At 55.4% G+C, this 23,609-nt stretch carries 10 protein-coding genes; 1 reads left to right on the top strand and 9 read right to left on the bottom strand.

Features of this window, described 5'->3' with window-relative positions; all coding sequences use genetic code 11:
- Positions 1–49: 49 nt before the first annotated feature.
- The 9 genes from ACN0UH_RS12865 to gloB all read right to left on the bottom strand — a co-directional run bounded on the left by ACN0UH_RS12865 (position 50) and on the right by gloB (position 22,743).
- Positions 50–11,479 (bottom strand): VCBS domain-containing protein, encoded by an 11,430-nt coding sequence (locus ACN0UH_RS12865; RefSeq protein WP_417662408.1) that lies wholly within the window; start codon positions 11,477–11,479, stop codon positions 50–52.
- A gap of 206 nt (positions 11,480–11,685) precedes the next feature.
- Complete coding sequence (gene fabI, locus ACN0UH_RS12860; RefSeq protein WP_417662407.1) at positions 11,686–12,480, bottom strand: enoyl-ACP reductase FabI; 795 nt, start codon at positions 12,478–12,480, stop codon at positions 11,686–11,688.
- A gap of 28 nt (positions 12,481–12,508) precedes the next feature.
- On the bottom strand, positions 12,509–14,122 hold the full coding sequence (locus tag ACN0UH_RS12855) for an ABC transporter ATP-binding protein (RefSeq protein ID WP_417662406.1): 1,614 nt from the start codon (positions 14,120–14,122) through the stop codon (positions 12,509–12,511).
- A gap of 1 nt (position 14,123) precedes the next feature.
- Positions 14,124–15,143, bottom strand: a complete 1,020-nt coding sequence (locus tag ACN0UH_RS12850) for an ABC transporter permease (RefSeq protein WP_417662405.1) — start codon at positions 15,141–15,143, stop codon at positions 14,124–14,126.
- Position 15,144: 1 nt separating this feature from the next.
- A complete protein-coding gene (locus ACN0UH_RS12845; RefSeq protein ID WP_087516511.1) occupies positions 15,145–16,218 on the bottom strand; it encodes a microcin C ABC transporter permease YejB in 1,074 nt (357 codons plus the stop codon).
- Between the two features lies 1 nt (position 16,219).
- Entirely contained in the window at positions 16,220–18,130 is a 1,911-nt protein-coding gene (locus tag ACN0UH_RS12840; protein WP_417662404.1) for an extracellular solute-binding protein, read from the bottom strand.
- On the bottom strand, positions 18,127–19,956 hold the full coding sequence (locus ACN0UH_RS12835) for an extracellular solute-binding protein (protein WP_417662460.1): 1,830 nt from the start codon (positions 19,954–19,956) through the stop codon (positions 18,127–18,129). Before ACN0UH_RS12835 ends, ACN0UH_RS12840 begins: the two co-directional genes overlap by 4 nt.
- Positions 19,957–20,325: 369 nt before the next feature.
- A complete protein-coding gene (locus ACN0UH_RS12830; protein WP_417662403.1) occupies positions 20,326–21,870 on the bottom strand; it encodes a LysM peptidoglycan-binding domain-containing protein in 1,545 nt (514 codons plus the stop codon).
- A 99-nt stretch (positions 21,871–21,969) separates the two neighbouring features.
- Positions 21,970–22,743 carry a hydroxyacylglutathione hydrolase gene (gene gloB / locus ACN0UH_RS12825; RefSeq protein ID WP_417662402.1) on the bottom strand — a complete coding sequence of 258 codons (774 nt, stop codon included), beginning with the start codon at positions 22,741–22,743 and terminating at the stop codon, positions 21,970–21,972.
- Positions 22,744–22,820: 77 nt separating this feature from the next.
- Between gloB and ACN0UH_RS12820 the strand changes: the two genes are divergently transcribed.
- Positions 22,821–23,597: an SAM-dependent methyltransferase gene (locus ACN0UH_RS12820; RefSeq protein ID WP_417662401.1), complete on the top strand. Its 777-nt coding sequence runs from the start codon at positions 22,821–22,823 to the stop codon at positions 23,595–23,597.
- Positions 23,598–23,609 lie beyond the last annotated feature (12 nt).

The following is a 23,609-nucleotide window of genomic DNA, read 5'->3' as shown; positions in this document are numbered from 1 at the left end:
AAGCCCGTCACCATGAGTGGTGGCGGGCTGCCTTTGGTCGCGCAGCTGGTTAGCTTTGTGGCCTGATCAGGCTGCGCTGTAGCGCAGCATTCTTCAGTTGGTTGTGGAAGCTGCTCGCGGTTTGCGCAGGCGTGGGCTGCTCTTGTTGATCTTGCTGCTGCTCTTGCTCTTGTTGTTCTGGAGCCTGCCATGGTTGAGTCAAGCCATCGACGCTGGTGCCAAATAAGGAAGGATCACTGAGCAGGCCGTCAGCGGTTAAGTCGACCCGCTGCTGACGGCTTAGAATCCAGGCCATGTCCAATTCGCTGTCGAACTGGCTGTCGAGCACTTGCTGGTGAACGAACTGGCCCGCCACCGGATTAATCTCAACTATGTCGTTGAGTAAGCCGTGAGCAGAACCAAGCAGCAGCTTGCTGCCGTCTGATTCGCGGGCCATAAAGGCGTTGATCCTGCTATCACGCTCCACCACCGGACTGATAAACACCGCAGGATCAATATCCTTGAGCAGTGGTTGATATTGATCTGCAGGGTCACGGTCGTCTTCGTGGTGGAACGGACCGTCTTTGGGCGCTGGAATGAACGGCGCTGTGATATCGAGAGTAATCACCAGCTCGGCAGGATCGGTGGCTCCGGCCAAGTCACCCAAGGTGTAAGTGAATACATCGCTGAGTACCTGGCCCAATCCTGCGGCGGCCAGGACTTCGTTATTGGTCAGATCGATGCTGTAGGTGTAGCTGCCGTCGGCGTTGAGTACCAAGGTGCCGTAGCGTCCGACCAGTGGCTGGCCGAGGGCGCCGGTTGTACCCGTGGCGTCTTCGGCGCCGGTGCGGATCGCCACGACCTGCAGGCTGTCGCCGCCATCGACATCGCTGTCGTTGGGTAGCACGTTGCCGCTGGTTTGCGGGGCAGGAACCTGATCGCTGGCCACATTGCTGTCGTTGACTGCCAGCGGGTTATCGTTGGCGCCTTGAATCAACAGGTTCAGCCGTGCAGTGGATTCTGCTCCAGCGGTATCGCGCATGCGGTAGGTGAAGGTTTCACGCAGGGTTTCACCTGCCGTACGCAAGGCCTGAACCGTTGGGTTGTTATTGTCCAGCACATACTGGTAACTGCCATCGGCGTTAAGTGTGAGGCTACCGTAGCGGCCCACCAACACCTGGCCTGCGCTGGAGGTGTTGCCGGTTTCACTGCTGGCGCTGAGTACTTGTTTGGTTTCGCCGTTGGCTACGCTGTCAACGTCGGTGTCGTTATCCAGCACATTGCCTTGCGGATTGACCCCTGGCGTGCCATTGAAAATACCGCCGGCTTCCACCGCCGTGGCGTTATCGTCCGCCGCGACAGGGGTGTCGTTGCGCCCGTCGATAGTGATGACAAGCTGTGCGGTGTCGTCGGCAAGGTAAGGGTCTTCGACGGTATAGGTGAACGTCTCAGTCAGGGTCTGGCCGCTGATACGCAATGCTTGAACAGCTGCGAGGCTGTTATCGAGCACGTAGCTCCAGCTGCCATTGCTGTTAAGCGTCAAATTGCCATAAAGGCCACGCAAGCTGGTGCCGACTGCACCGCTGGTACCAGTGCCTGACTCTGTTCCGGTACGCACTCCGGTCACGGTGAGCACTCCGTTTTCCAAGTCGGTATCGTTGCTCAACACATTGCCGCTCGGGTTGACTCCGGGCGTGCTGTTGTTGATCCCGCCAGCCTCAACGGCAGTGGCGCTGTCATCAACACCCACCGGCGGGTCGTTGCGGCCGATAATCAGAATCGACAGTTGTGCAGGGTCGCTCAAACCACCATCGTCGGTCGCGGTGTAGGTGAAATAGTCGAACAGGCTATCGAGTAGGTCGAGTGCCAGTACATCTGGGTTGGTCTTGTCCAGCACATACTGATAGCTGCCGTCGGCATTGAGGATCAAGCTGCCATACTGACCGACCAGTACGCTGCCGACAGTGCCCGCGGTGCCGCTGCCCGCTTCCTGGCCGGTGCGGATCGCGGTAACGGTCAGGCTGTCACCAGCGTCAACATCGGTGTCATTGGTCAGTACATTTCCGCTTGGGTCGAAGAACAGCCCGTCACCATTGTCGGCCACCGCAATACCCAGGTTATTGGCCGCCACCGGGGTATCCCAAGCGCCTTCAATGGTGATCAGTAACTGGGCAATATCTTGCGCGCCAGCGGCATCGTGCATGCGGTAGCTAAAGGCTTCACGCAAGGTGTCACCTGGCTTGAGGGCTTGCACTGCGGCCAGATTATTATTGACCACGTAGTTGTAGTCACCGTTGGCGAGTACAGTCAGCGTGCCGTATTGGCCGGCGATCGATTGGATTGCGCCAACACTGGTGAAACTGCCTCCAGCCAGCTCCAAGCCGGTGCGAATGCCATCGATGGTTTTGCTATCGCCGCTGTCAACATCTGTGTCGTTAGCGAGCAGGTTGCCGTTAGGGTTGTTGCCCGGCGTGGCATTATTGACACCGCCAGCTTCCGTCGCGGTATTGGTATCGTTGATTGCGACTGGGTTGTCGTTGCGACCTGAAATGGTGATAGTCAGTATCGCGCTGCTGGTTGCACCCGCCAAATCGCGGATGGTGTAGGTAAAGCTTTCGCTGAGTTTATTGGCATTGGTGCGCAGCGCCTGAACCAGCGGATCGTCGTTGTCGACGGTGTAGGTGAAGCTGCCGTCGCTATTGAGCGTCAGGCTGCCGTACATACCTGAGAAAGCGCTGCCAATGTTGCCGCCAGTAACCGCGGAAACAGTGAGGACCTCACCATTGAGGTCAACGTCTGTGTCATTGCTCAACACATTACCGCTTGGGTTGACCCCGGGAGTCGAGTTATTCAACCCGCCTGCTTCAACAGCGGCAGCCGTATCATCGTTGGCGACCGGGGTATCGTTACTGCCTTGAATGGTGATGGTTAATACCGCTGCATCGGTTGCGCCAGCGGTATCAATAACGGTGTAGTTGAAACTGTCGGTCAGGGTATTGCCTGCGCGCAAGGCTTGGACTACAGCCATAGAGTTGTCCAGGCGGTAGCGATACTCTCCGTCCTCGCCAAGGGTCAGCCAGCCATAAGTACCACGCAGTTCAACGTCCAGTGAGCCTGCGGTGCCTGCACCTTCAGTTGCGCCAGTACGCACTGAATCGACAGCCTTGGTTTCGCCATTGCTGACGCTGTCGACATCGGTGTCATTGGTCAGTACGTTGCCTGTCGGGTCAGACCCTCCCGTGGCGTTATTCACGCCGCCAGCTTCAATTGCTGTTGCGGTGTCGTTAGCCGCAACAGGGTTATCGTTCTGGCCGCGAATCACCACGATTATTTCGGCGCTGTCACTGAGTCCGCCGGGGTCTGCCACGGTATAGGTGAAGCGTTCTATCAGGGTGTCGCTCGCTTGGCGCAGCGCCTGAACTGCTGGCAGGGTATTGTCGACTACATAGCTGTAGCTACCGTCGCTGTTCATGGTCAACTGGCCATATTGACCTTGCAGTGCTTGGCCGACGATGCCAGAGGTGCCGCTTGCGTTCTCCGCGCCGGTACGAATTGCGCTAACAATAAGAATGTCGCCATCCGGGTCTTCGGCCGAGATATCGCCTGTGGGATTGATACCCGGGGTTGTGTTGTTGACGCCTCCCGCTTCGGTTGCCAGTGCAAAGCCATTGTTTGCCAACGGCACGTTATTGGCGCCGGTGACGGTTATGACGAGTTGGGCAGTATCGGTCAGGCCAGCGGTGTCTGTGATTTCATAGGTCACCACAACATCGAGGGTCTGGCCAACAGCCAAGGCGATAATCTCTGGATGATCGCTGTTGACGTTAAAGCTGAACGAGCCGTCTGGATTGATCGTCAGCTCACCGTAAGACATGCCGCTGACATTGCTTGAGCCTTGCGCGTACATGGCATCGAGCGTGGTGCCAGCCGTCACTGGGTCCAATGCGCCCCCGGCAACTTCAGTGCCATTGCGGATGCCGGTGACAGTCAGATTGGTGTTAGGGCGGTCAGCACTGTCGACATCCTGGTCAATACCGTTGCCGCCTGGCGTACCTGTATCGTCTGGGCGGCTTGGAAAGGTAATGACATTACCAGTCGGGTTGGCTTCGTTGCCGTCGTCATCGACTTCACTGGCTTGGGCCTGGGCGTGGTCATCGCTGGCAACCGGGTTGTCGTAATTGCCCTGGACGATAATGGTTAAGTCAGCCAGATCATTAAGGCCCAGCGCATCAGTGACCTGATAGCTGAAGTGATCGGTCAGCGTGTCATTCGGGCCTAGTCGCTGCACGGCAATGTTGTCGTCATCAATGACGTAGCTGTATTCACCATCAGAAAAGATCGTCAATGTGCCGTAGGTGCCATCGATACTGACCGATCCGCCTGGAGGCACGATTAGCGGTGTGCCGATTTCATCTTTAGGCACATCACGAATGGCGGTGACGCTTTTGCTTTCGCCATAGTTGATAGGATCGCCAGCGCCGCCATCAACATCGGTGTCGTTGTCGAGCACGTTACCGGTTGCGTCCTGTCCAGAGATGGGGAAGCCGTTTGGCGGGGTGTCACCAGGGTTGCCGATGTCGGTATTGTCGACGCCCCCTTGTTCGATTGCCGTGCCAGTATCGTCTACGCCGACTGGCGTGTCGTTGGCGCCTTCGATGGTCACGGCCAGCTCGGCAGTGGAGTTGGCCGTCGCCAACGGTACACCGCTGTCGCTAATCTCATAGCTGAAGGTTTCGCTCAGGGTTTGGCCGCTCAGGCGCAGGGCCTGGACTTCAGGGTTTTCATTGTCGACAACATATTCATAGGCGCCGCTGCTATCGACAAACAGGCTACCGTAATTGCCTTCGATTTCAACGGTGCCAATCGCAGGGACGGGGACGGTCGTACCATTGAAAGTGACCGAAACCAGGATGAGATTTTCGGTGTCCGGATTGGTCACCAAGTCCACATCGAGGTCGTTATCGGTCAGGTTACCGGCTGGATTTACCCCGGGTGTCTGGTTGTCACGACCACCTGCTTCGACTGCGGTTGCGTCATCGTCAACAGCCGTCGGTGGATCATTGACGGCGGCGACCACGATCAATAATGAGTCCTGGTCGGTGCGGGCGTCAGTCGGCTCACCGGGGATGCCATTACCGTCAAAGTCACCGAAGTTACCCAGGTCATTGGTCAGTACGGTCAGGGTGTCGTTACCATTGAAATTGGCGTTGCCCAGGTAGTTGAGGCTGGCCAGTGCCGCATTGATGTCGGCGATACGGCCGACCAGCACCATTGAGTTGCTGTTGTTGCCACTGACGTTGACTCCGGTGGTTGCGCCGGTAAAAAACAACGTGCCTTGAGTCACGCTGAGGGTCACCTGAATGGCCCGGTCAGTGATATCCGGGTCGCGCTCGGCGTCGACATCGCTGACGGAAACTCCAGATATTGCCAAGGCGATATCTTCCTGGGCGTTTTGTGTGCCGGGAAGGCTATTGACCGGCGCGTCGTTGACCTCGACATAACCGGAATTGGCGTCCTGACTGTCAGCTTCGCCGAGGGTGATATTGACTTGGCCGAGGGTCGCACCATCCGTGTCGATGCGAATGCGCATGTCGCCAAAGGCGACAATACTGTTAACCTCGGTAGGGGCGTCAATGCGATACAAGCCCGAAGGCAACACGCCAAAGATGAATTGGCCATTTGCGTCGGTAGTGGCGGTAAAGACTGCGTCGTCAGTGTTACCGAACACTCCATCATTACCGGCCCAGGTCAGCGTCACGTCTTGACCGGCAATGGCCGGGCCGTCTGGCGTGGTGGAGCCGTCGGCTGAGCTGGTGTCGTTCCACAGTGTGCCACTGATGATGCCCAGGCCTGCGGCTTCCACCAGTTGATAGTTATTGAGAACCAAGTCGTTATCCGGGCCAACACCGTCAGCGCTGGTGCGCTCGCCATCGGCACTGCCATCGGCGCCGACAGTGCTGCCGCCCCAAGTGGTGAAGGTTTCCGGCAGGCTGCTCCAGGTGAGACTGGCGTCGGTGCTGGCAACTATTGCGTCGTTGGGTACATCGACGGTGTAGACCACGCTGATCTGGCTGCCAATATCAACCTGGCTGAAGTCAACACTCAGGCCGCCAGCGGTGCTGAAGCTAATGCCATCAGCCGGCAAGTCAGCTGCCGCGTAAGTGGTGCCGCCCACGGTGATGCTGACCAGTTGATAGTTGCTGCCGGTTGCAAAGCTGTCGCTTAAATTGACGTCATAGGCGGGCAGTTCACCGCTCTGGTTAAAACCGATAGTCACGGTCGCGGTACCACTGCTGCCGCCGACATTGGGGTCAAAGTTGCTGACTGTTTTGTCCAGGCCGCTAAAACCACCTTCGACAATACGCTCAAACAGGGTGTCGCTGGTTGCACGTAATACGTTGTCTACACGGTCCTGAACAAATACGCCAAGCTGATCCCCTGCCTGGTTGCTGACTTGGTTATTTACCCGGGCGCTGAATTCAATAACTATCCCTTCAAGGTTGTCATCGTTGCCGTCATCACCTGCGCCGCCTGCACCATTGGTGACATTGCCGAAGTTGATGGTTATGACCTGGCGCCCATTGGCATCAGTGGTGACTGTTACATAATCAGAATTAAGCACCCCGGTTGGTCCCGCGCCAGACAAGTCCGGTGTGATGTACAGGGCTTCGGCGGAGTTCTCGTCGCCATCAATAGCTAGCACACCGCTGGTAATCAAATCGGTCAGGTCTGTTACCAGGCCACCATTGGAGACGAACGCCACACGCATGCTGGCGAGGTCGGCCAGCGTTAGCCCGGCCTCAAGGGTGATGCTGATTGAGTAGTTTGGGTTTGCACCCTCTGGAATCAGGGCGGCAGCGCGATAGCGAACCAGTTCTCCGACTGCGACATTCTCGACACTGGCGTTGGTCGGGTTCGGCGCGGAGGTGTCATCGAGACCACCAACACGGGAAATCCTGATGCCCTGAGCGACAGGGAACACCAGCGCGCTGTCGAGGCGGTAATCGTTGAGGACTCCGCTATTGAGCGGGCCGTCCACGCCGGTACGTTCGTCGCTGTTGACGCCGTCGATACTGGTCCATTGCACTTGCGCCTGGTTGTCGAAATCTGGAACAGAAGCGCCGCTGGCGTTGACCACACCGCTGATGCTGATGCTGATGCTGCCACCTTTGGCAATATCAACATTACCGGTATTAACCAGCATACGGGTGCCGGGGTCGAGACTGAAACTGCTGGTGATATCGGTGCTTACGCCATTGACCGTGTAGATAACACTGTTCAGCGTAAGGCCATCTAGCTCGGTGGGCAGTGTATCGCTGAAGTCGATGTCGAAGGCATCGAAGTCAGTGGCGCTGTTGCCATTGCTGATGGTAATGGTGAAGTCGACAGGGTCATCCTGGTCAAAACCGAAGTCGGTCGGGGTGTCGATTGTTTGGCTGATTTGCAGCGTCGGCTCACGCACTGTGATTGCAGGTTTAGCACCGCTGAGTGCGACGTCACGGTCGATACTATCGGCCGGGTCGGTGCTGTTCGGGGTATCACCGTCTGTATCGGTATAGGTGAGCGTCGCATCATTTTGAAGAACGGTATTGGCCTGATTGCTGCTGACGTCGGTGGCGATCAAGCGCACCCGAATCACAAACTTGTTGTTGTCGGTGTTGTTGTCGCCATTGGCCGAGGAAATGCTAAACACGAAGTTTGCATCGCCACCATCAGTGCCCGTTGTGTTGAGCTGACTGATGTCCACTGTGCCGCCGAAGTCCAGGGTGAGATAGCCTCCGGCGGTGGTGATCAATTGATAGCCACTGCCGCTGAAACTGGTGTCCAGGCGCATGCCGGGCGGAATCAGGTCGTTGATGTTGAGTGACTGGGTGACACCTTCAGGCAGAGTGACAATGATGTCGTAGAGCATACTTTCGCCGACGACCAGATCAGCGCCTGTGGTGTGGCTGGCACTTGAGTCTGAGTTATCTAAGCCTCCACCAGCAAAGCCCTTGCTGATTTCCGGGGCGGCAACTTGTTGCGATGCTGTATCGCTCAGCAGACCGCTATCAAGGAAGTTCGCGCCGCCCTCAACGCTGGCGTAGTTGAGCAACGTGCCGGTGCTTTCAAGGGTTGCACTGGCGTTGATATTGCCTGCAACCAGCGTGTCATAGGTGATGACAATCAGGTTTGCACCACTGTTATCGGCATCCGTCCCAGGACGACCTGCGAGGAGGGCGCCAACACCGGCGCCATCAACAAAGGTGATGGTGTTGGTGGCGTTGTCGACGGTGAAGTCGACCCCGGCGATCAATTGTGAGCCATCGCCGCGGAATATCAGCAGGTTGGCGCTAGACAGGCTGCCGCCAACGAAAGACAGGCCTGGCGGTAGGGTAATCTGGGTGCTGACATCATAAGCATTGCCGCCCCCGGAGTTCTCGATTGCAGTGGCCAGGCGAATGGTGTCGCTGGCGTCGATATCGCTGACGCTGCCTTCAATCGCATTGATATCGGTAACGCTGCCGGTAAACGGCGCACCGCCCGTTCCGGGTGCGTTCCAGCTACCGGTTGTACCGGTGACTGTACCGTTGCTGGAGGAAACCACGCCGTGAGTGATGCTCAGATCAGGCTCGGCGACCGAGGCGATAAGGGTGACGTCATCAGAGGACAGGATTTCGTTCTTGTCGAGCGTTGTGGTTTGGCTTGACTCTGCCAGCACGTTGAAAGAACGCTGGTCAGCAAAGGGTTGGTCGCTGACTGTCAGGGTGAAATCAATTTGGATGGTGCTGCCTTCAGTCCCGCTGTTGACGTAGTTGTCGAAGGTGAAAATCAACGAGTTGCCTGGGCCGATAGTCACCGAGCTTGGACTGTTGGGGTTGGTGTTGTCAGTGCCTAGCTGCCAAAGGGTATTGGGATCGAGACCAGTTAGGTCGAACAGTGGCAGCGGTAGATAAGCTGTGATGCTGAAGTTTTCGTAGTCACCGGTAACCAAGTCATAGGTGAGGCTGAAAGTGACTTCATCGCCCGGCCGCAGTTCTGTCCCAGGCGGCGGTGCGCCATTGCCATTCAGGTCGGCAATATCGATATCAACCGTGCTGGTTGGAATGGTACTGGTGGTGCTTGAGGAGTCGGACTGGTCATCACCCGTGAGGTTGACCTCGTCCTCCATTATGGTCGCCGTAACCGTCGCATTGTTGCCGAATGAGTCGCCTTCGTTGATCTCACTGTGTGGTGTGCCTGCGGGCGGTGTATAGCTCTGGCCAATAACCGCCTGGTAGCTGAGTACCGCTGTGCTGGCCCCCTGCAGAATGTCATCAAAAGAAAGATCGCCATTCATCCACTGATGGTCGGGGTAGTAGCTCTCAACCGAGGCGGCGATATCGAACACCAACGAGGTGGTACCGTCCGGATTCACAACCTGGGTGAAGATGACCGGGATTTGATAGTTGATACCGTCAATATTGGCGGACAAGATCAAGGTGCCATCGACCAGCGTCTGGCCGTCGCTCAGGGTGTCGCTGATAACGAAGCTGCCTTCGTTGAGGAGTGTCTTACCAAATGCAAAATAGTCAGAGACGTTGATATTGATGACGTAGTTAAGCGTGTCACCCGGGCTTAAGCCAGCGCTGCCAATATCGGTTTGCAGGCTGACTTGTTTTTCCAGGGTGATCGACTTGGCGACGATGCTGGTTGCCAGCCCATCACCGCTGAAGGCAATGGTGTCACCCGGATTTGCCACGTCGCGCGGGTCTACCGGTTGCCATTGGCCGCTAGCAGTAGGCGGGGCGAAGGTAATGGTTCTGTCATCGCCGGTGATTGGGTTGAGTACCGGATTACCATTGGCGTCGGCATCCGGTACAAAGAAATCAACATTGGTCGTTACAGGTGCCGAGAAATCGCTGTAGGAGACGGTAAACGACTGGATATAAATGTCGTTGGTCTGGTCGGCATCGTTGTTGCGCGCAAATACCGCATTGATCAATGTCGGGTTGCTGATGGTGTCGCCGTTATACAAGGTGATCGAGGTGAGGGTGCCGTTTGCCCCAGGTGTAATCTGGGTAATGATCACATCGTCGGGTACCGGTTGGGTGATCTCCAGGTCGGTGATGGTCTGCGAGGTTGCCGGGCTAACTGTAATTTGTAGCTCGCGGCCATAGTTTGGCCCGGTCGCAGTTTCACCTTCGGGGGCAATGATTTCCTGATCGAATGTGATCACTGTTGGGTGTACGACATAGCTTACGAAGCCTGACTGCACCAGGCTTGGGTCCACGCTTGGGTTATTCAGCGCATCGTTGCCGTATTGGAAGCCGCTGCGAGCGCGAATAGTTAAATCAGGGGTGGCCGCGGAAGACGAGAAATCGGTGTCGGCTAAGTCACTCAGCGTTGCTGTAACTTGAATGCCGATATTCGGCTGGCCCTGGCTGACACTGGCAAATGGTAACTCGAGCACCACCATTTGGTCGCCGGCTTGCATCCCATAAGTGGCGGCGTTAACCACAAGTGGTTGGCCATCAGTACCTACGGCCAAGGGATGAACGGCCTGGCCATTGGCGTCGAAGGTGATGACGTGAGCGACCAGTGATTGACCAAGGTAGCTGGCTGAAACAAAGCTGATGCCGTCATCAATCTCCGCGCCCGCGCCATCGATACCTGTTGTAGGCAGGAATACATCGACAAAGGGCGCATACCCAGAGTCTGACGAGGTGTTGGAGAAATTCAGGGTAAAGGTAAAGTTGCTGCCCAGTTGAACATCGGCTCCTGTGCCACTGACAGACAGCGTGGGCGCTGCGTCAGGCAACAACCCTGAAAAGCTATCAATGGCTGCAGCGCTAAGAGCGATTGATTTATCAATGTCGCCGTGGCGCACTTCAAGTTCCCAGTCGCCACCTGCCGCTTTATTGCCCGTGTCATCGTTGGACGCGGCGACATCAGCGCCAGTCCAACGCGCCAACTCACCGACCAGAGTTTTGCCAGCCTCGCCCGCCCCAATCTTGCAGCCGTAGAGTTGAATATCCGCACCAGCGCTGAGGTTATTGCTCCATTGCGCGAAGCGACTGCCGAGCTGGTCAATATTGTCACTTGATACGGTGGTGCTGCCTAAAGTGAATTGGCCCGCGGCGCCGTGCGAGAGGATTTGTACAGAATCAACCTGACCCATTGTTTCAAGGGCCTTTTCAATGGCGGCGATGCCATCTTGTTGCGTGTCGACAATGATGGCTTTGACACCCTGCGGAAGTTGCTGGGTGAGCTGCTGGCTATTCTCCAGGCGACTGTCAATGACCAGCAAGGCACGTGCGGCAGATCCGGCAGGAGGGGCCGAGCGCGCAGTTTCAACCGCCGTTGCAGGAACGTGGCTGTTGTCCTGGTTGTTTTGGCCGTCTTGTGCAGAGTTGTCGGTCGTATGTTGTTCGGTGGCAACTGCGGCTGCACCATCGAAAAGAATCCTTGGTTCCAATGCCAACGTACGGCTGCTGGGTTTGAAAGGATTTCCGCTACGACCGGCAGTGATTTTTGACATCGACATGGCTCCATGCACAAGAAAAACATCGTCAACAAAGAATAGACGTCTCTGCCGCAGTCGTGGTGAAAAAATCAAATATGCCGCGAGCTAAAGCGCTGCAAGGCAAATCGAGATGGCCTCGTTGTTGGTTATTTCCAATAAAAAAGCCCGGCGTAATCAATACGCCGGGCTCTTGGGGCAACTGTACTTTTTGGGGCGAGAGATTACTCGTCCATTGCACCCATTGCGGTGGTGTTAAAACCGCCGTCGACGTACATGATTTCACCACTTACGCCCGAAGCCAGGTCGGAGCAGAGGAAAGCGCCAGCGTTGCCGACTTCGTCGATGGTGACATTGCGGCGCAGCGGCGTTTGCTTCTCGTTGGCTGCGAGCATTTTACGGAAGCTCTTGATTCCAGAAGCGGCCAGCGTGCGGATCGGGCCCGCCGAGATTGCGTTGACTCGAGTGCCTTCCGGGCCGAGGCTACCGGCCAGATAACGAACACCAGCTTCGAGACTGGCTTTGGCCATGCCCATAACATTGTAGTTAGGCATGGTGCGCTCAGCGCCCAAGTAGGACAGCGTCAGCAGGCTGCCATTGCGGCCTTTCATCAGTTCGCGACCAGCCTTGGCCAGAGCCACAAAGCTGTAGGCGCTGATGTCGTGGGCAATACGGAAGCCTTCGCGGGTGGTGACGTCTGTGAAGTCGCCGTCTAGCTGGTCGCCTGGAGCAAAGCCGACTGAGTGAACGATGCAATCAAGGCCGTCCCACTTTTTGCCCAGTGCTTCGAATACAGAGACGATTTCTTCATCGTTGGCCACGTCACACGGGAAGCACAGTTCAGCGCTTGAGCCCCAATCAGCGGCAAAGCCTTCAACACGGCCTTTAAGCTTTTCGTTCTGATAGGTGAACGCCAGTTCAGCACCTTCACGGTGCATCGCAGCAGCAATGCCCGAGGCAATGGAGAGTTTGCTGGCAACGCCAACGATCAGTACGCGCTTACCGGTTAGAAAACCCATGTGTTGTTCCTCTTCCTATTCGCAAGGATTAGTCAGCAGTTGCTGGTGCCAAAAAGGCTGCTTCCAGCAGTTGCTGAGTATAAATATGTTGCGGTGCAGCGAATATCGCCTTTGCCGGGCCTTGTTCAACCACCTGACCGTGTTTAACCACCATTAAATGATGGCTGATTGCCCTGACAACGGCCAGGTCATGGCTGATGAACAGGTAAGTCAGGTTGTACTTGGCCTGCAATGACCGCAACAACTCAATAACTTGACGCTGAACGGTGCGGTCGAGCGCCGAAGTGGGCTCATCCAGCAGTATCAGCGCCGGTTTAAGTACCAGTGCCCGGGCAATGGCAATACGTTGCCGTTGCCCGCCAGAAAACTCATGAGGATAGCGATGCCGAGACTCCGGATCGAGATCTACCTCTATGAGCGCATCAATCACAGCCTGTTCCTGCTCGGCTGCGCTGCCCATGTTGTGAATGTCCAGACCTTCACCGATGATTTGGCCCACTGACATACGCGGGCTCAGACTACCGAAGGGGTCCTGAAACACCACCTGCATTTGTCGGCGTAACGGTCGCACTTCCTTTTGCGGAAGGCCATCAACCGCTTGCCCCTGAAAGCGTATCCCGCCTTGGCTTCCCAGCAAGCGCAAGATCGCCAAGCCGAGTGTGGATTTACCGGAACCACTCTCGCCAACAATGCCAAGGGTTTGGCCCTGTGGCAGGCTAAAGTTGATGCCATCCACTGCTTTCACGTAATCAACGGTACGGCGCATGAGTCCTTTTTTAATCGGGAACCAAACGCGCAGGTCGTCAATTTCCAGTATTGGATCCCCAGGGGGATTATCGACTGGGTTACCGCTGGGCTCCGCTCCGAGCAGTTCCTGAGTATAGGAATGCTGCGGGGCAGCGAACAAATCTGCACATGACGCCTGTTCGACGATCTTTCCGCGCTGCATGACACATACGCGGTTAGCAATTCTTCTCACCAGATTTAAATCGTGGCTGATCAGCAGCAGCGCCATGCCCATGCGCGCTTGCAGTTCCTTGAGCAACTCAAGGATTTTAAGCTGTACGGTGACGTCGAGCGCAGTGGTGGGTTCATCGGCAATTAATAGCTCTGGCTCATTCGCCAGCGCCATGGCGATCATCACGCGTTGACGCTGGCCGCCAGATAACTCATGAGGGTAAGCCTTGAGGCGTTTGCGCGGTTCAGGGATGCCTACCAGATCAAGCAGTTCAAGGGTGCGCGCGGTAGCCGCCTTGCCGCTAAGGCCTTTATGCAGCGCCAACACCTCGTTGATTTGCTTCTCGATACAATGCAACGGGTTGAGCGAGGTCATGGGCTCCTGAAAAACCATGGCGATGCGGTTGCCACGGATACCACGGAGCTTCTTCTCATTCATGCTCAGCAAGTCTTCGCCTTTGTAGCGAATGGTGCCGCTTGGGTGTTGCGCCAAGGGGTAAGGCAGCAGGCGCAGAATTGAATGCGCGGTGACTGACTTGCCGGAGCCACTTTCACCCACAAGCGCCAATGTTTCGCCCCGGCGGATGTCAAAGCTGATGTTTTCCACCACGCGTTGGCGATGATCGCCGGTGACAAATTCAACGACGAGGTCGCGTACTTCGATGAGGTTGTCTGTGTCGGTCATCTTATTTCCTCGGGTCGAAGGCATCGCGAGCGGCCTCGCCAATAAACACCAGCAAACTGAGCATGATTGCCAGCACGGCGAAAGCACTGATTCCCAGCCACGGAGCTTGTAGGTTGGATTTACCTTGCGCAACCAGTTCACCAAGCGATGGTGAGCCTGGCGGCAAGCCAAAACCAAGGAAGTCCAGCGCGGTCAGCGTACCAATCGCCCCAGTGAGGATAAACGGCATAAAAGTCATGGTTGAAACCATGGCATTGGGCAGAATGTGGCGGAACATAATGGCGCCGTTTTCCATGCCCAAGGCTCGCGCGGCCCGTACGTATTCAAGGTTGCGTCCGCGCAGGAACTCGGCGCGTACCACGTCGACCAGACTCATCCATGAGAACAGCAACATGATGCCCAGCAGCCACCAGAAGTTGGGTTGCACGAAACTGGCCAGAATGATCAACAAGTAGAGCACTGGCAGGCCCGACCAGACCTCAAGGAAGCGCTGGCCGACGAGGTCAACCCAGCCCCCGTAAAAGCCTTGCAAGGCGCCTGCAAAGACGCCAATGATCGAGCTGAGAATAGTCAGGACCAAGGCGAACATCACCGAAATCCTGAAGCCGTATATCACTCTCGACAATACATCACGACCTTGATCGTCGGTGCCTAACCAGTTGACCGAGGAGGGCGGTGCAGGAGCCGGAACCTGCAAGTCGTAGTTGATGCTCGAATAGCTGAACGGGATGAGCGGCCAGATCATCGTGCCATCTTTGTCCTCGATCAGTTTTTTGATGTAAGGGCTTTTGTAGTTGGCCTGTAACGGGAATTCGCCGCCAAATACGGTTTCTGGGTAGCGTTTGAATACAGGAAAGTACCATTCACCGTCGTAACGCACGGCCAAGGGTTTGTCGTTGGCGATCAACTCGGCACCCAGAGTCAGCGTGAACAAGGCGAGGAAGATCCACAATGACCACCAGCCGCGTTTGTGGGCTTTAAATCGCTCAAAGCGGCGTTTGTTGATTGGAGATAGGGCCATATCAATTCTCCCTGCTTTCAAAGTCAATCCGCGGATCGACCAGGGTGTAGGTGATATCGCCGATCAATTTCACCACCAAACCTAATAAAGTGAAGATAAACAGGGTGCCGAATACCACCGGGTAGTCACGGTTGATCGCCGCTTCAAAACTCATTAAGCCCAGACCGTCGAGTGAGAATATGACTTCAATCAGCAGTGAGCCGGTGAAGAAAATACCGATAAAGGCCGCCGGGAACCCTGCGATGATCAATAGCATCGCGTTGCGAAATACGTGGCCGTACAGCACGCGCGTGTTGGTCAGGCCCTTGGCGCGGGCGGTAACCACATACTGTTTGTTGATCTCATCGAGAAAGCTGTTTTTGGTCAGCAGGGTCAGGGTTGCGAAGTTGCCAATAACCAATGCGGTAACAGGTAGGACCAAGTGCCAGAAGTAATCAAGAATCTTGCCGGTGGTGCTCAGATCCTCAAAGTTGTTTGAGGTGAGTCCGCGCAAAGGAAACCAGTTGAGATAACTGCCGCCAGCGAAGACCACAATCAATAGAATCGCGAAGAGAAACCCCGGAATCGCATAGCCAACGATGATTGCTGAACTGGTCCAGACGTCAAATGCACTGCCGTGCCGGGTGGCCTTGGCGATGCCCATGGGAATCGAGATCAGATACATGATCAAGGTACTCCAGAGCCCCAGCGAGATGGACACTGGCATCTTCTCGATGATTAGGTCGAGGACCTTGGCGTCACGGAAGAAACTTTCACCAAAGTCGAAGTGTGCGTAGTTCTTGAGCATTATCCAGAAGCGTTCTGGTGCAGGTTTGTCAAAGCCATACATATGCTCGATTTCAGCGATCAGTTCAGGGTCAAGACCCTGTGCCCCGCGGTAGTTCGAGCCAGCGACGGACACTTCTGAGCCACCACCGGATATCCGGCTGGTTGCGCCTTCAAAGCCTTCAAGTTTGGCAATCATCTGTTCAACTGGGCCACCTGGTGCGGCCTGGATGATGATGAAGTTAATCAGCAGAATGCCAAACAGCGTCGGGATAATGAGCAAGAGGCGACGGATGATATACGCCAGCATATTATTGCTCCGTGCCTTCAGTTGTTAGCACATCATTCGGCTTTTTTGGGGGGGCAGCTTGTTCTTCAGGGTCATCAGTTGCTGTTGTTGCCTGCTCCGCAGCTTGCGCTTCTGGTGATTTTGGACGTGCCCACCAGGTATTCAGGCCAATGTCGTACATCGGCGTGACATCGGGATGCTGCAGGGTATTCCAGTAGGCTACGCGCCACGTCTTGATGTGCCAGTTGGGCACTACGTAGAAGCCCCAGAGCAACACCCGATCAAGCGCGCGGGTGTGATTAATCAGGTTTTGCCGCGAGTCGGCGCCAATCAGGCCAACTACCAGCTCATCAATGGCCGGGTCTTTGAGGCCAATAAAGTTGCGGCTGCCAGGTCGGTCTGCACTGCTCGAATGCCAGTACTCACGTTGCTCGTTGCCCGGTGAGTTGGATTGCGCAAAGCCGCTAACAATCATGTCGTAATCACGCGAACGGAGGCGATTGATGTACTGCGAAACGTCGACGCGGCGGATTACCATGTCGATGCCCAAATCAGCCAGGTTGCGTTTATAAGGCAGTAATACACGCTCAAACTCGGTTTGGGCGAGTAAGAATTCGAAGCTGACGGGTTTGCCGGTCGCATCGAGCATGTGATCGCCCTCGACCCGCCAACCGGCTTCTTGCAACAACTGGTAAGCGCGGCGCTGTTGCTCACGAATCATGCCGGTGGCGTTAGTCACTGGCAGCGTGAACTCGTCGGTAAATACCTTGGCTGGAATCTTGTCGCGCAGCGGCTCAAGTATCTTTAGCTCGGCCGCATCCGGCAGACCGCTTGAAGCCAGTTCAGAGTTGTCGAAATAACTATGGGTACGGGTGTAAGCGCCATTGAACAGCTGTTTGTTGGCCCACTCAAAATCAAACAACAGGCCAAATGCCTCTCGTACGCGCGAATCTTTAAACAGGTCACGGCGAATATTGAAGACAAACCCCTGCATGCCGGTTGGGTTGGAGTTTTTGAGTTCTTCCTTCATCAACTGGCCGTTAGCAACGGCTGATGTTTCATATGCGGTTGCCCAGTTCTTGGCGCTGGTTTCCAGCCAGTAGTCGAACTGACCGGCCTTGAGCGCTTGCAAGGCAACGTCGTTATCGCGGTAGTAATCAATGCGCATGGTATTGAAGTTATAGAAACCACGGTTTACCGCGAGGTCTTTGCCCCAATAATCCTTGACCCGCTTGTAGCTTATGCTACGGCCGGGTTTAACCTCGCTGATGCGATAAGGGCCGCTGCCCAGCGGGATTTCCAGATTGCTCTTGCTGAAGTCGCGCTCTGCCCACCAGTGTTTGGGCAGCACTGGCAGTTGTCCGACGATCAGCGGCAGCTCGCGGTTGCCAGCATGCTTGAACTTGAAACGTACTTTCAGTGGGCCTTCGATCTCGACGCTTTCAACGTCCGCATAGTAGCCGCGGAACATCGGTGAGCCTTTGCTTATCAGCGTGTCGAAGGTGAACTTGACGTCTTCGGCGGTGACCGGCGTACCGTCATTGAAGCGGGCTTCAGGCCGCAGATAGAAGCGCACCCAACTGCTGTCAGGGGCTTTTTCGATTTTACCTGCGATCAAGCCATATTCGGTGAATGGCTCATCCAGGGCGTGGACGGTGAGGGTGTCGTAGATCAGGCCCAGATCATCGGCCGAAACGCCCTTGTTGATATAAGGATTGAGGCTGTCAAAGCCGCCGAAGCCAGCTTGTCGTAGGGTGCCACCTTTGGGGGCGTCGGGGTTGGCGTAGTCAAAATGGGTAAAGTTGGCCGGGTATTTCGGCGGTTCGTCATACAAGGTGACGGCATGTTGCGGCGCTGCTTGGGTCAAACAGGACAGGCCGAGCAACAAAATGGCGCTACTTTGTACTGCAAATGAGCGCAGTGAATGCGTCATCGGGTTTTCTCCGTGGGTTTCAGCCACCACGTACGCAGCCCTAGTGTGTAAGGCGGTGTGGGGACATGAGCAAAGCGATTGCGATAAGCCAGCCGGTGATAATTGATGTACCAGTTGGGGATGCTGTAATAGCCCCACAACAACACGCGGTCTAAGGCGCGGGTTGCTGCGACTTGTTCGTTGCGGGTTTGCGCTGAAAGCAGCTTTTCAACCATGGCATCGACCACTGGACTGTCGATACCAGCATAATTCTTGCCACCTTTGACTTTGCCCTGGCTGGAGTGGAAATACAGCGATTGCTCAAGCCCTGGACTCAGTGTTTGCGGGAGGGTCAGGGAAATCATGTCAAAGTCGAATTGATCCAATCGCTGCTTGTATTGGGCGCGGTCGACGGTGCGCAGATTCGCTTGAATCCCGAGCATTGCCAGGTTTCTGGTAAATGGCTCATAGATACGTTCCAGTCCAGAGTTGACCAGCAGTAACTCAAACTGGAACTGTTCACCTTTACTGTTGACCAGACCATTTTCCGAAGCCTTCCAGCCAGCGTCGGCAAATAGACTCAGGGCGCGGCGTAAGGTTTCCCGCGGAATGCCATGACCCTGGGTTTTGGGCACCACATAGGGTTCGGTAAACAGCTTTTTCGGCAGCTTATCGCGGTAGGGCGATAGCAGCAGCCACTCCGCGCCTACAGGCTTGCCGGTCGCAGAGAACTCACTGTTCGGGTAGTAGCTGCTGGCGCGGGTGTAGGAGCCGTTGAAGAGGGTGCGATTGGTCCACTCGAAATCAAACATCAGTCCCAGCGCTTCACGGACTTTGGCGTCGGCGAACAGCGGACGTCGTGAGTTCATGAACAGCGCTTGGGTCTGAGTTGGGATTTTGTGCGGAATTTCTGCGCGAATAACGTCGCCATGTTGCACGGCAGGGAAGTTGTAGCCGTTCGCCCAGTTTTTAGCTTGCTGTTCGATGTAAAAATCAAACTCGCCCGCTTTGAATGCCTCAAAGGCAACATTGCTGTCACGATAAAAGTCGACGCGAACCTTATTGAAATTGTACTTGCCGCGGTTTACGGCCAAGTCTTTGCCCCACCAGTCTTTCACGCGCTCAAAGGTCAGGCTGCGCCCCGGACTCACTTCGCTGATTTTGTAGGGACCACTGCCGAGCGGAGGATCATAAGTGGTGGCTGTAAAGTCACGGTCCTTCCAGTAGTGCTGCGGCAATACCGGCAACTCGCCCAGACGCAGTATCAGTAAAGGATTACCCGCGCGCTTGAACACGAAGCGGATGCGGTGGCGATTGAGAATATCGACGCGCTTCACTTCCTGCAGATTGGTGCGGTATTGCGGGTGGCCTTCCTTGAGCAGGGTGCGATAGGAGAAGGCAACGTCATAGGCGGTAATCGGCTTGCCGTCGTGGAACTTGGCATTTTTACGCAGGTTGAAGACCACCCAGCTGCGATCTTCGCTGTATTCGACAGTCTCGGCGATCAAACCATAGCTCGATGCGGGCTCATCCCCTGAAGGGTCATAAGCACCGGTACCAACCATTAACGGTTCGTTCATCTCGTTGACGCCGTACTGCAGGAAGTTTGCGGTCGAGATCGGACTGGAACCCTTGAAAGTATAAGGGTTGAGTGTATCGAAGGTGCCTGAAGCCATCATGCGCATGGTGCCTTGTTTTGGCGCATCAGGGTTCACCCAATCGAAATGGGTGAAGCTAGCTGAGTACTTAAGTGCACCAAATTGAGCATAGCCATGACTTTTGATGATGGTTGCCCCTGCGGGGAAACACACAACAAGGCTGACCAGTAATGGGATGAGGCGACGTATCAAGTGATATATCCGATCCGTGGCGGCTATGGGCATCTTGCCCGGTACAGTAACAGCTTGTATCGACAGGAAAAAGACCAGGCTCTTGAGTGTCTTGTAAGCGTACTGTGATTAAAAATGAATCTTGCCCATGACAGGTGCCGGGTGCCGCTCAGGAGCGGTGTTACGGCCGCATACCCTATGCCCGCATGGACTCAATGTGCAAAATTTCGACTTGGTTTTGCGTGGCTAATTTTCTTACCGGTTATTTGAGTCATTTGTCGTTACTGCGGACACAGGATAGCGCTAGTAAGGTGCACTGTACGCAGATCCTGTGCCTTCAGGTACGGGATATGCACGACCAAGCGGGTGCTTGGCCGTTATCAGAAATTAGCGGGGCAAGCGCAGGGTCAAGGTTTGGCCGGGGCGCAATGCGCTGCCGGTACGTGGATTCCACGTCTTGAGGTGTTTGACCGGTACTTTAAAGCGCTGCGCGATCATCGATAATGAGTCGCCCTTGCGCACCTTGTAGTAAGTGACAGTATTTTGCTTGCGGCTGACGGTTGAACTTGCGCTGGACGTATCTGCAAGGGCCAGGGTTTGACCAATTTTCAGCGAGTTGCCGCTGAGTTTGTTCCAGCGTTTGACTTGATTGACTGAAACCTTGTTGGCTTTTGCGATCGACCAGAGATTGTCGCCTGCCTTGACTCGATAACTGCGTGGCTTCATGGCCCGGGCACTGGCAATCTGTTGGCCAGAGTCAATCTTCACACCTGCGCGCATTGGCAGGCTCAGAGTCTGGCCAACGCGTAGGCTGTTGCTGGTGAGTTTGTTCAGCTCACGGATACCATTGATACTGGTGTTATAGCGGCTAGCGATGCCGCTCAGTGTGTCACCGCGGCGAACTTTGTATTCCTGCCAGCTGATCATGTCCTGAGGCTTCATGGTCGACAAGCTGGCGGTGAATTTTTCGGCTTTTTCGATGGGCACCAATAAGCTTGGAGGGCCGTCCATGGTGATGCGCCGCTTGAAGGCTGGATTGAGTTGGTACAGCTCATCCTCATCAAGGTCCATCATTTCAGCGATCTTCGACAGATCCATGTTCTGTTTTAGCGCAACTTGCTCGAAGTAGGGTTCGTTGGCAACTGGGCTGAGACTGACGCCATAGGCTTTGGGGGTCATTACTACTTGGGAAAGGGCAAGCAGCTTAGGCACATAGTTCTGGGTTTCAGTTGGTAGCGAGAGATTCCAGTAATCAGTTGGCAGGCCAAGTTTCTGGTTACGCTCAATCGCTCTGCTGACCCGTCCTTCGCCTGCGTTGTATGCCGCGAGCGCGAGTAGCCAGTCGCCGTTGAACATGTCATGCAGACGCGTCAGGTAATTCATCGCTGCATTGGTGGAGGCGGTGACATCGCGGCGGCCGTCGTACCAACTGGTTTGACGAAGGTTGAAGTGTTTGCCGGTGGCTGGCATGAATTGCCACAAACCTACTGCTTTAGCATGAGACAGTGCGAGAGGGTTGTAGGCGCTTTCAATCATCGGTAGCAATGCCAGTTCAGTCGGCATATTGCGCTCTTCGAGCTGCTCTACGATGTAATGAATATAGGGACTGCTGCGCTCGCTGGCGCTTTCGATGAACGAGGGGTTGCTTACAAACCAAAGGCGCTGCTGTTCGATGCGTGGATTTATACCAATGATATCTTGCATCTGATAGCCGTCACGCACGCGTTCCCAAATGTCAGTGGCCACGGTCTTTTGGGTTTGCGTATCAAGCCACACAGGCTCTGGTTTTTGACGTTTAACCAGGGCTAATTCGTCGCTGGCTTCTGGCGCAGTTTGACAACCAGCCAGGGTCGCACAAAACACCACCACGAGCGCTTGAGCGCTTTGTGCTAATGCCTTTGAATTCAAGGGTTTGCGTGGTGATAAAAGCATTAGCGGTGATGGTCTTCCAGATGCAAAGGTCGGGCGATTCTAGAAACCGTTTTCGCGCTGGTCAAGTTTTGACCAGCGTTTTGTGGTTGTGTCGACTTTTTAAAAGTTATCTTTCCAAGCACGAAGTTCCGCAAATGCCTGTACTGGGGAGCGCTCATGGGGGCCGCTCCGCTCGTCTAATTTCTGCAGGATGCTGGGCTTATCTGTGCGCAAAAAAGGATTGGTTGCCAACTCCAGTTCTAGACTGGAAGGTAGGCTTATCTGATCGTTCTGGCGCCATTGCGTGACATCGCTGATGCGCTGGGCAACCGCCTGATTGTCAGGTTCTGCGGCCAAAGCAAAGCGCAGGTTGCTCAGCGTATATTCGTGGGTGCAGTAGACGGCGGTAGAGGCGGGCAGGGCTGCCAACCGGGTCAGGGAGTCATGCATCTGTTGCGGGCTTCCTTCAAACAATCGCCCGCAACCCGCAGCGAACAAGGTATCACCACAGAACAGCCAGTTATTCTCGGCTTGGTAATAAGCGATATGCCCCAATGTGTGGCCTGGAACTTCAATAACCCTTAAGGTCTGTCCAAGCACTTGAAGTTCATCGCCTTCGCTTAGCGCCAGGTCGCGGGCTGGAATCTTTTCATTGGCGGGGCCAGTAACGCGGGCGCCGGTGAGTGTTTTCAACTGCTCAACACCGCCCACATGATCAAAGTGATGGTGGGTAACCAGGATGTCGGTTAGCTTCCAGTCCGGGTGACTGTTCAGCCACTTTTCAACGGGCGCTGCATCGCCTGGATCCACTACCGCGCAGTGGCGTAACGCGGGGTCTTGTAACAACCAGATATAGTTGTCGGAGAATGCAGGTAGGGCTTCGATGTTTATCATGGTCGTCATTCGCCAAGGTTTAAACAAACGTGCATCTTAGGCCTCACTGGCGCTAAGGGCTACGCAGGAACCGATTAATGTCAGATCAGCATCGCTCAGAAACACCTTTTGCCGACGCCGATGCCCAATGGTTGAATTTGATTACCAATGCTCGGGAATGGTTTCAAGGGCCTTATGGGCAACTACTGCTTGAAAGTGAGCAGCCCTTGCTTGAGGAAGAGCTCGCACGCTTTTTTGGCAGCTATATGTTGCACTACGGACCTTTTGCCGGCGAGGTGCCTGACGCTGCACAAATTCAACATAGTGTGCGGGTCGGCGCACCCTTTGCCGGAGTTGATATCGCCTGCGAAGAACAGGCTTGGCCAATGACCGAACATGCGGCTGATGTGGTGTTGTTACAGCATGGTTTGGATTTCAGCCTGTCACCCCACGGATTGTTGCGTGAGGCGGCGCACAGCGTTAGGCCCGGTGGACATTTATTGATCGTCGGAATTAACCCGGCAAGCTGCTGGGGCCTGCGTCATGTGTTGACGCGCGATGCCTTGCATCAGGCGCGCTGTATCTCAGCCAATCGGGTGTGTGACTGGCTGCATCTGCTTGGTTTTGCGCTGGAGAAACGCCGCTTCGGATGCTATCGTCCGCCGCTTGCTTCCCGTACCTGGCAGGCGCGATTGACCCCATTGGAATCATGGGGTGGCGCTTGGCAAGCTCCTGGCGGTGGTTTCTATCTATTGGTAGCGCGCAAGTTGGTCGTGGGTTTGCGGCCACTGCGTCAGTCCCGTCGTGAGCCTATGGGCGCAATGGTGCCGATGCCGGTGGCTAAGGTCAGTCGCCGAGATTCCGACAAACCTTAGGGGATGAAGGCG

Origin of the sequence: Pseudomonas sp. (assembly GCF_048265905.1) — a bacterium.
In the GTDB taxonomy this organism is placed as follows: Bacteria; Pseudomonadota; Gammaproteobacteria; order Pseudomonadales; family Pseudomonadaceae; genus Aquipseudomonas.
The sequence above is the reverse complement of the archived record's forward strand: the minus strand, read 5'-3'. Positions and strand labels throughout refer to the sequence as shown.

Coding starts and splice junctions, on each gene's coding strand:
- fabI (WP_417662407.1), bottom strand. CDS start 12,480: ATGGGTTTTCTAACCGGTAAGCGCGTACTGATCGTTGGCGTTGCCAGC.
- ACN0UH_RS12855 (WP_417662406.1), bottom strand. CDS start 14,122: ATGACCGACACAGACAACCTCATCGAAGTACGCGACCTCGTCGTTGAA.
- ACN0UH_RS12840 (WP_417662404.1), bottom strand. CDS start 18,130: ATGACGCATTCACTGCGCTCATTTGCAGTACAAAGTAGCGCCATTTTG.
- ACN0UH_RS12865 (WP_417662408.1), bottom strand. CDS start 11,479: ATGTCAAAAATCACTGCCGGTCGTAGCGGAAATCCTTTCAAACCCAGC.
- ACN0UH_RS12845 (WP_087516511.1), bottom strand. CDS start 16,218: ATGCTGGCGTATATCATCCGTCGCCTCTTGCTCATTATCCCGACGCTG.
- ACN0UH_RS12820 (WP_417662401.1), top strand. CDS start 22,821: ATGTCAGATCAGCATCGCTCAGAAACACCTTTTGCCGACGCCGATGCC.
- gloB (WP_417662402.1), bottom strand. CDS start 22,743: ATGATAAACATCGAAGCCCTACCTGCATTCTCCGACAACTATATCTGG.
- ACN0UH_RS12830 (WP_417662403.1), bottom strand. CDS start 21,870: ATGCTTTTATCACCACGCAAACCCTTGAATTCAAAGGCATTAGCACAA.
- ACN0UH_RS12850 (WP_417662405.1), bottom strand. CDS start 15,143: ATGGCCCTATCTCCAATCAACAAACGCCGCTTTGAGCGATTTAAAGCC.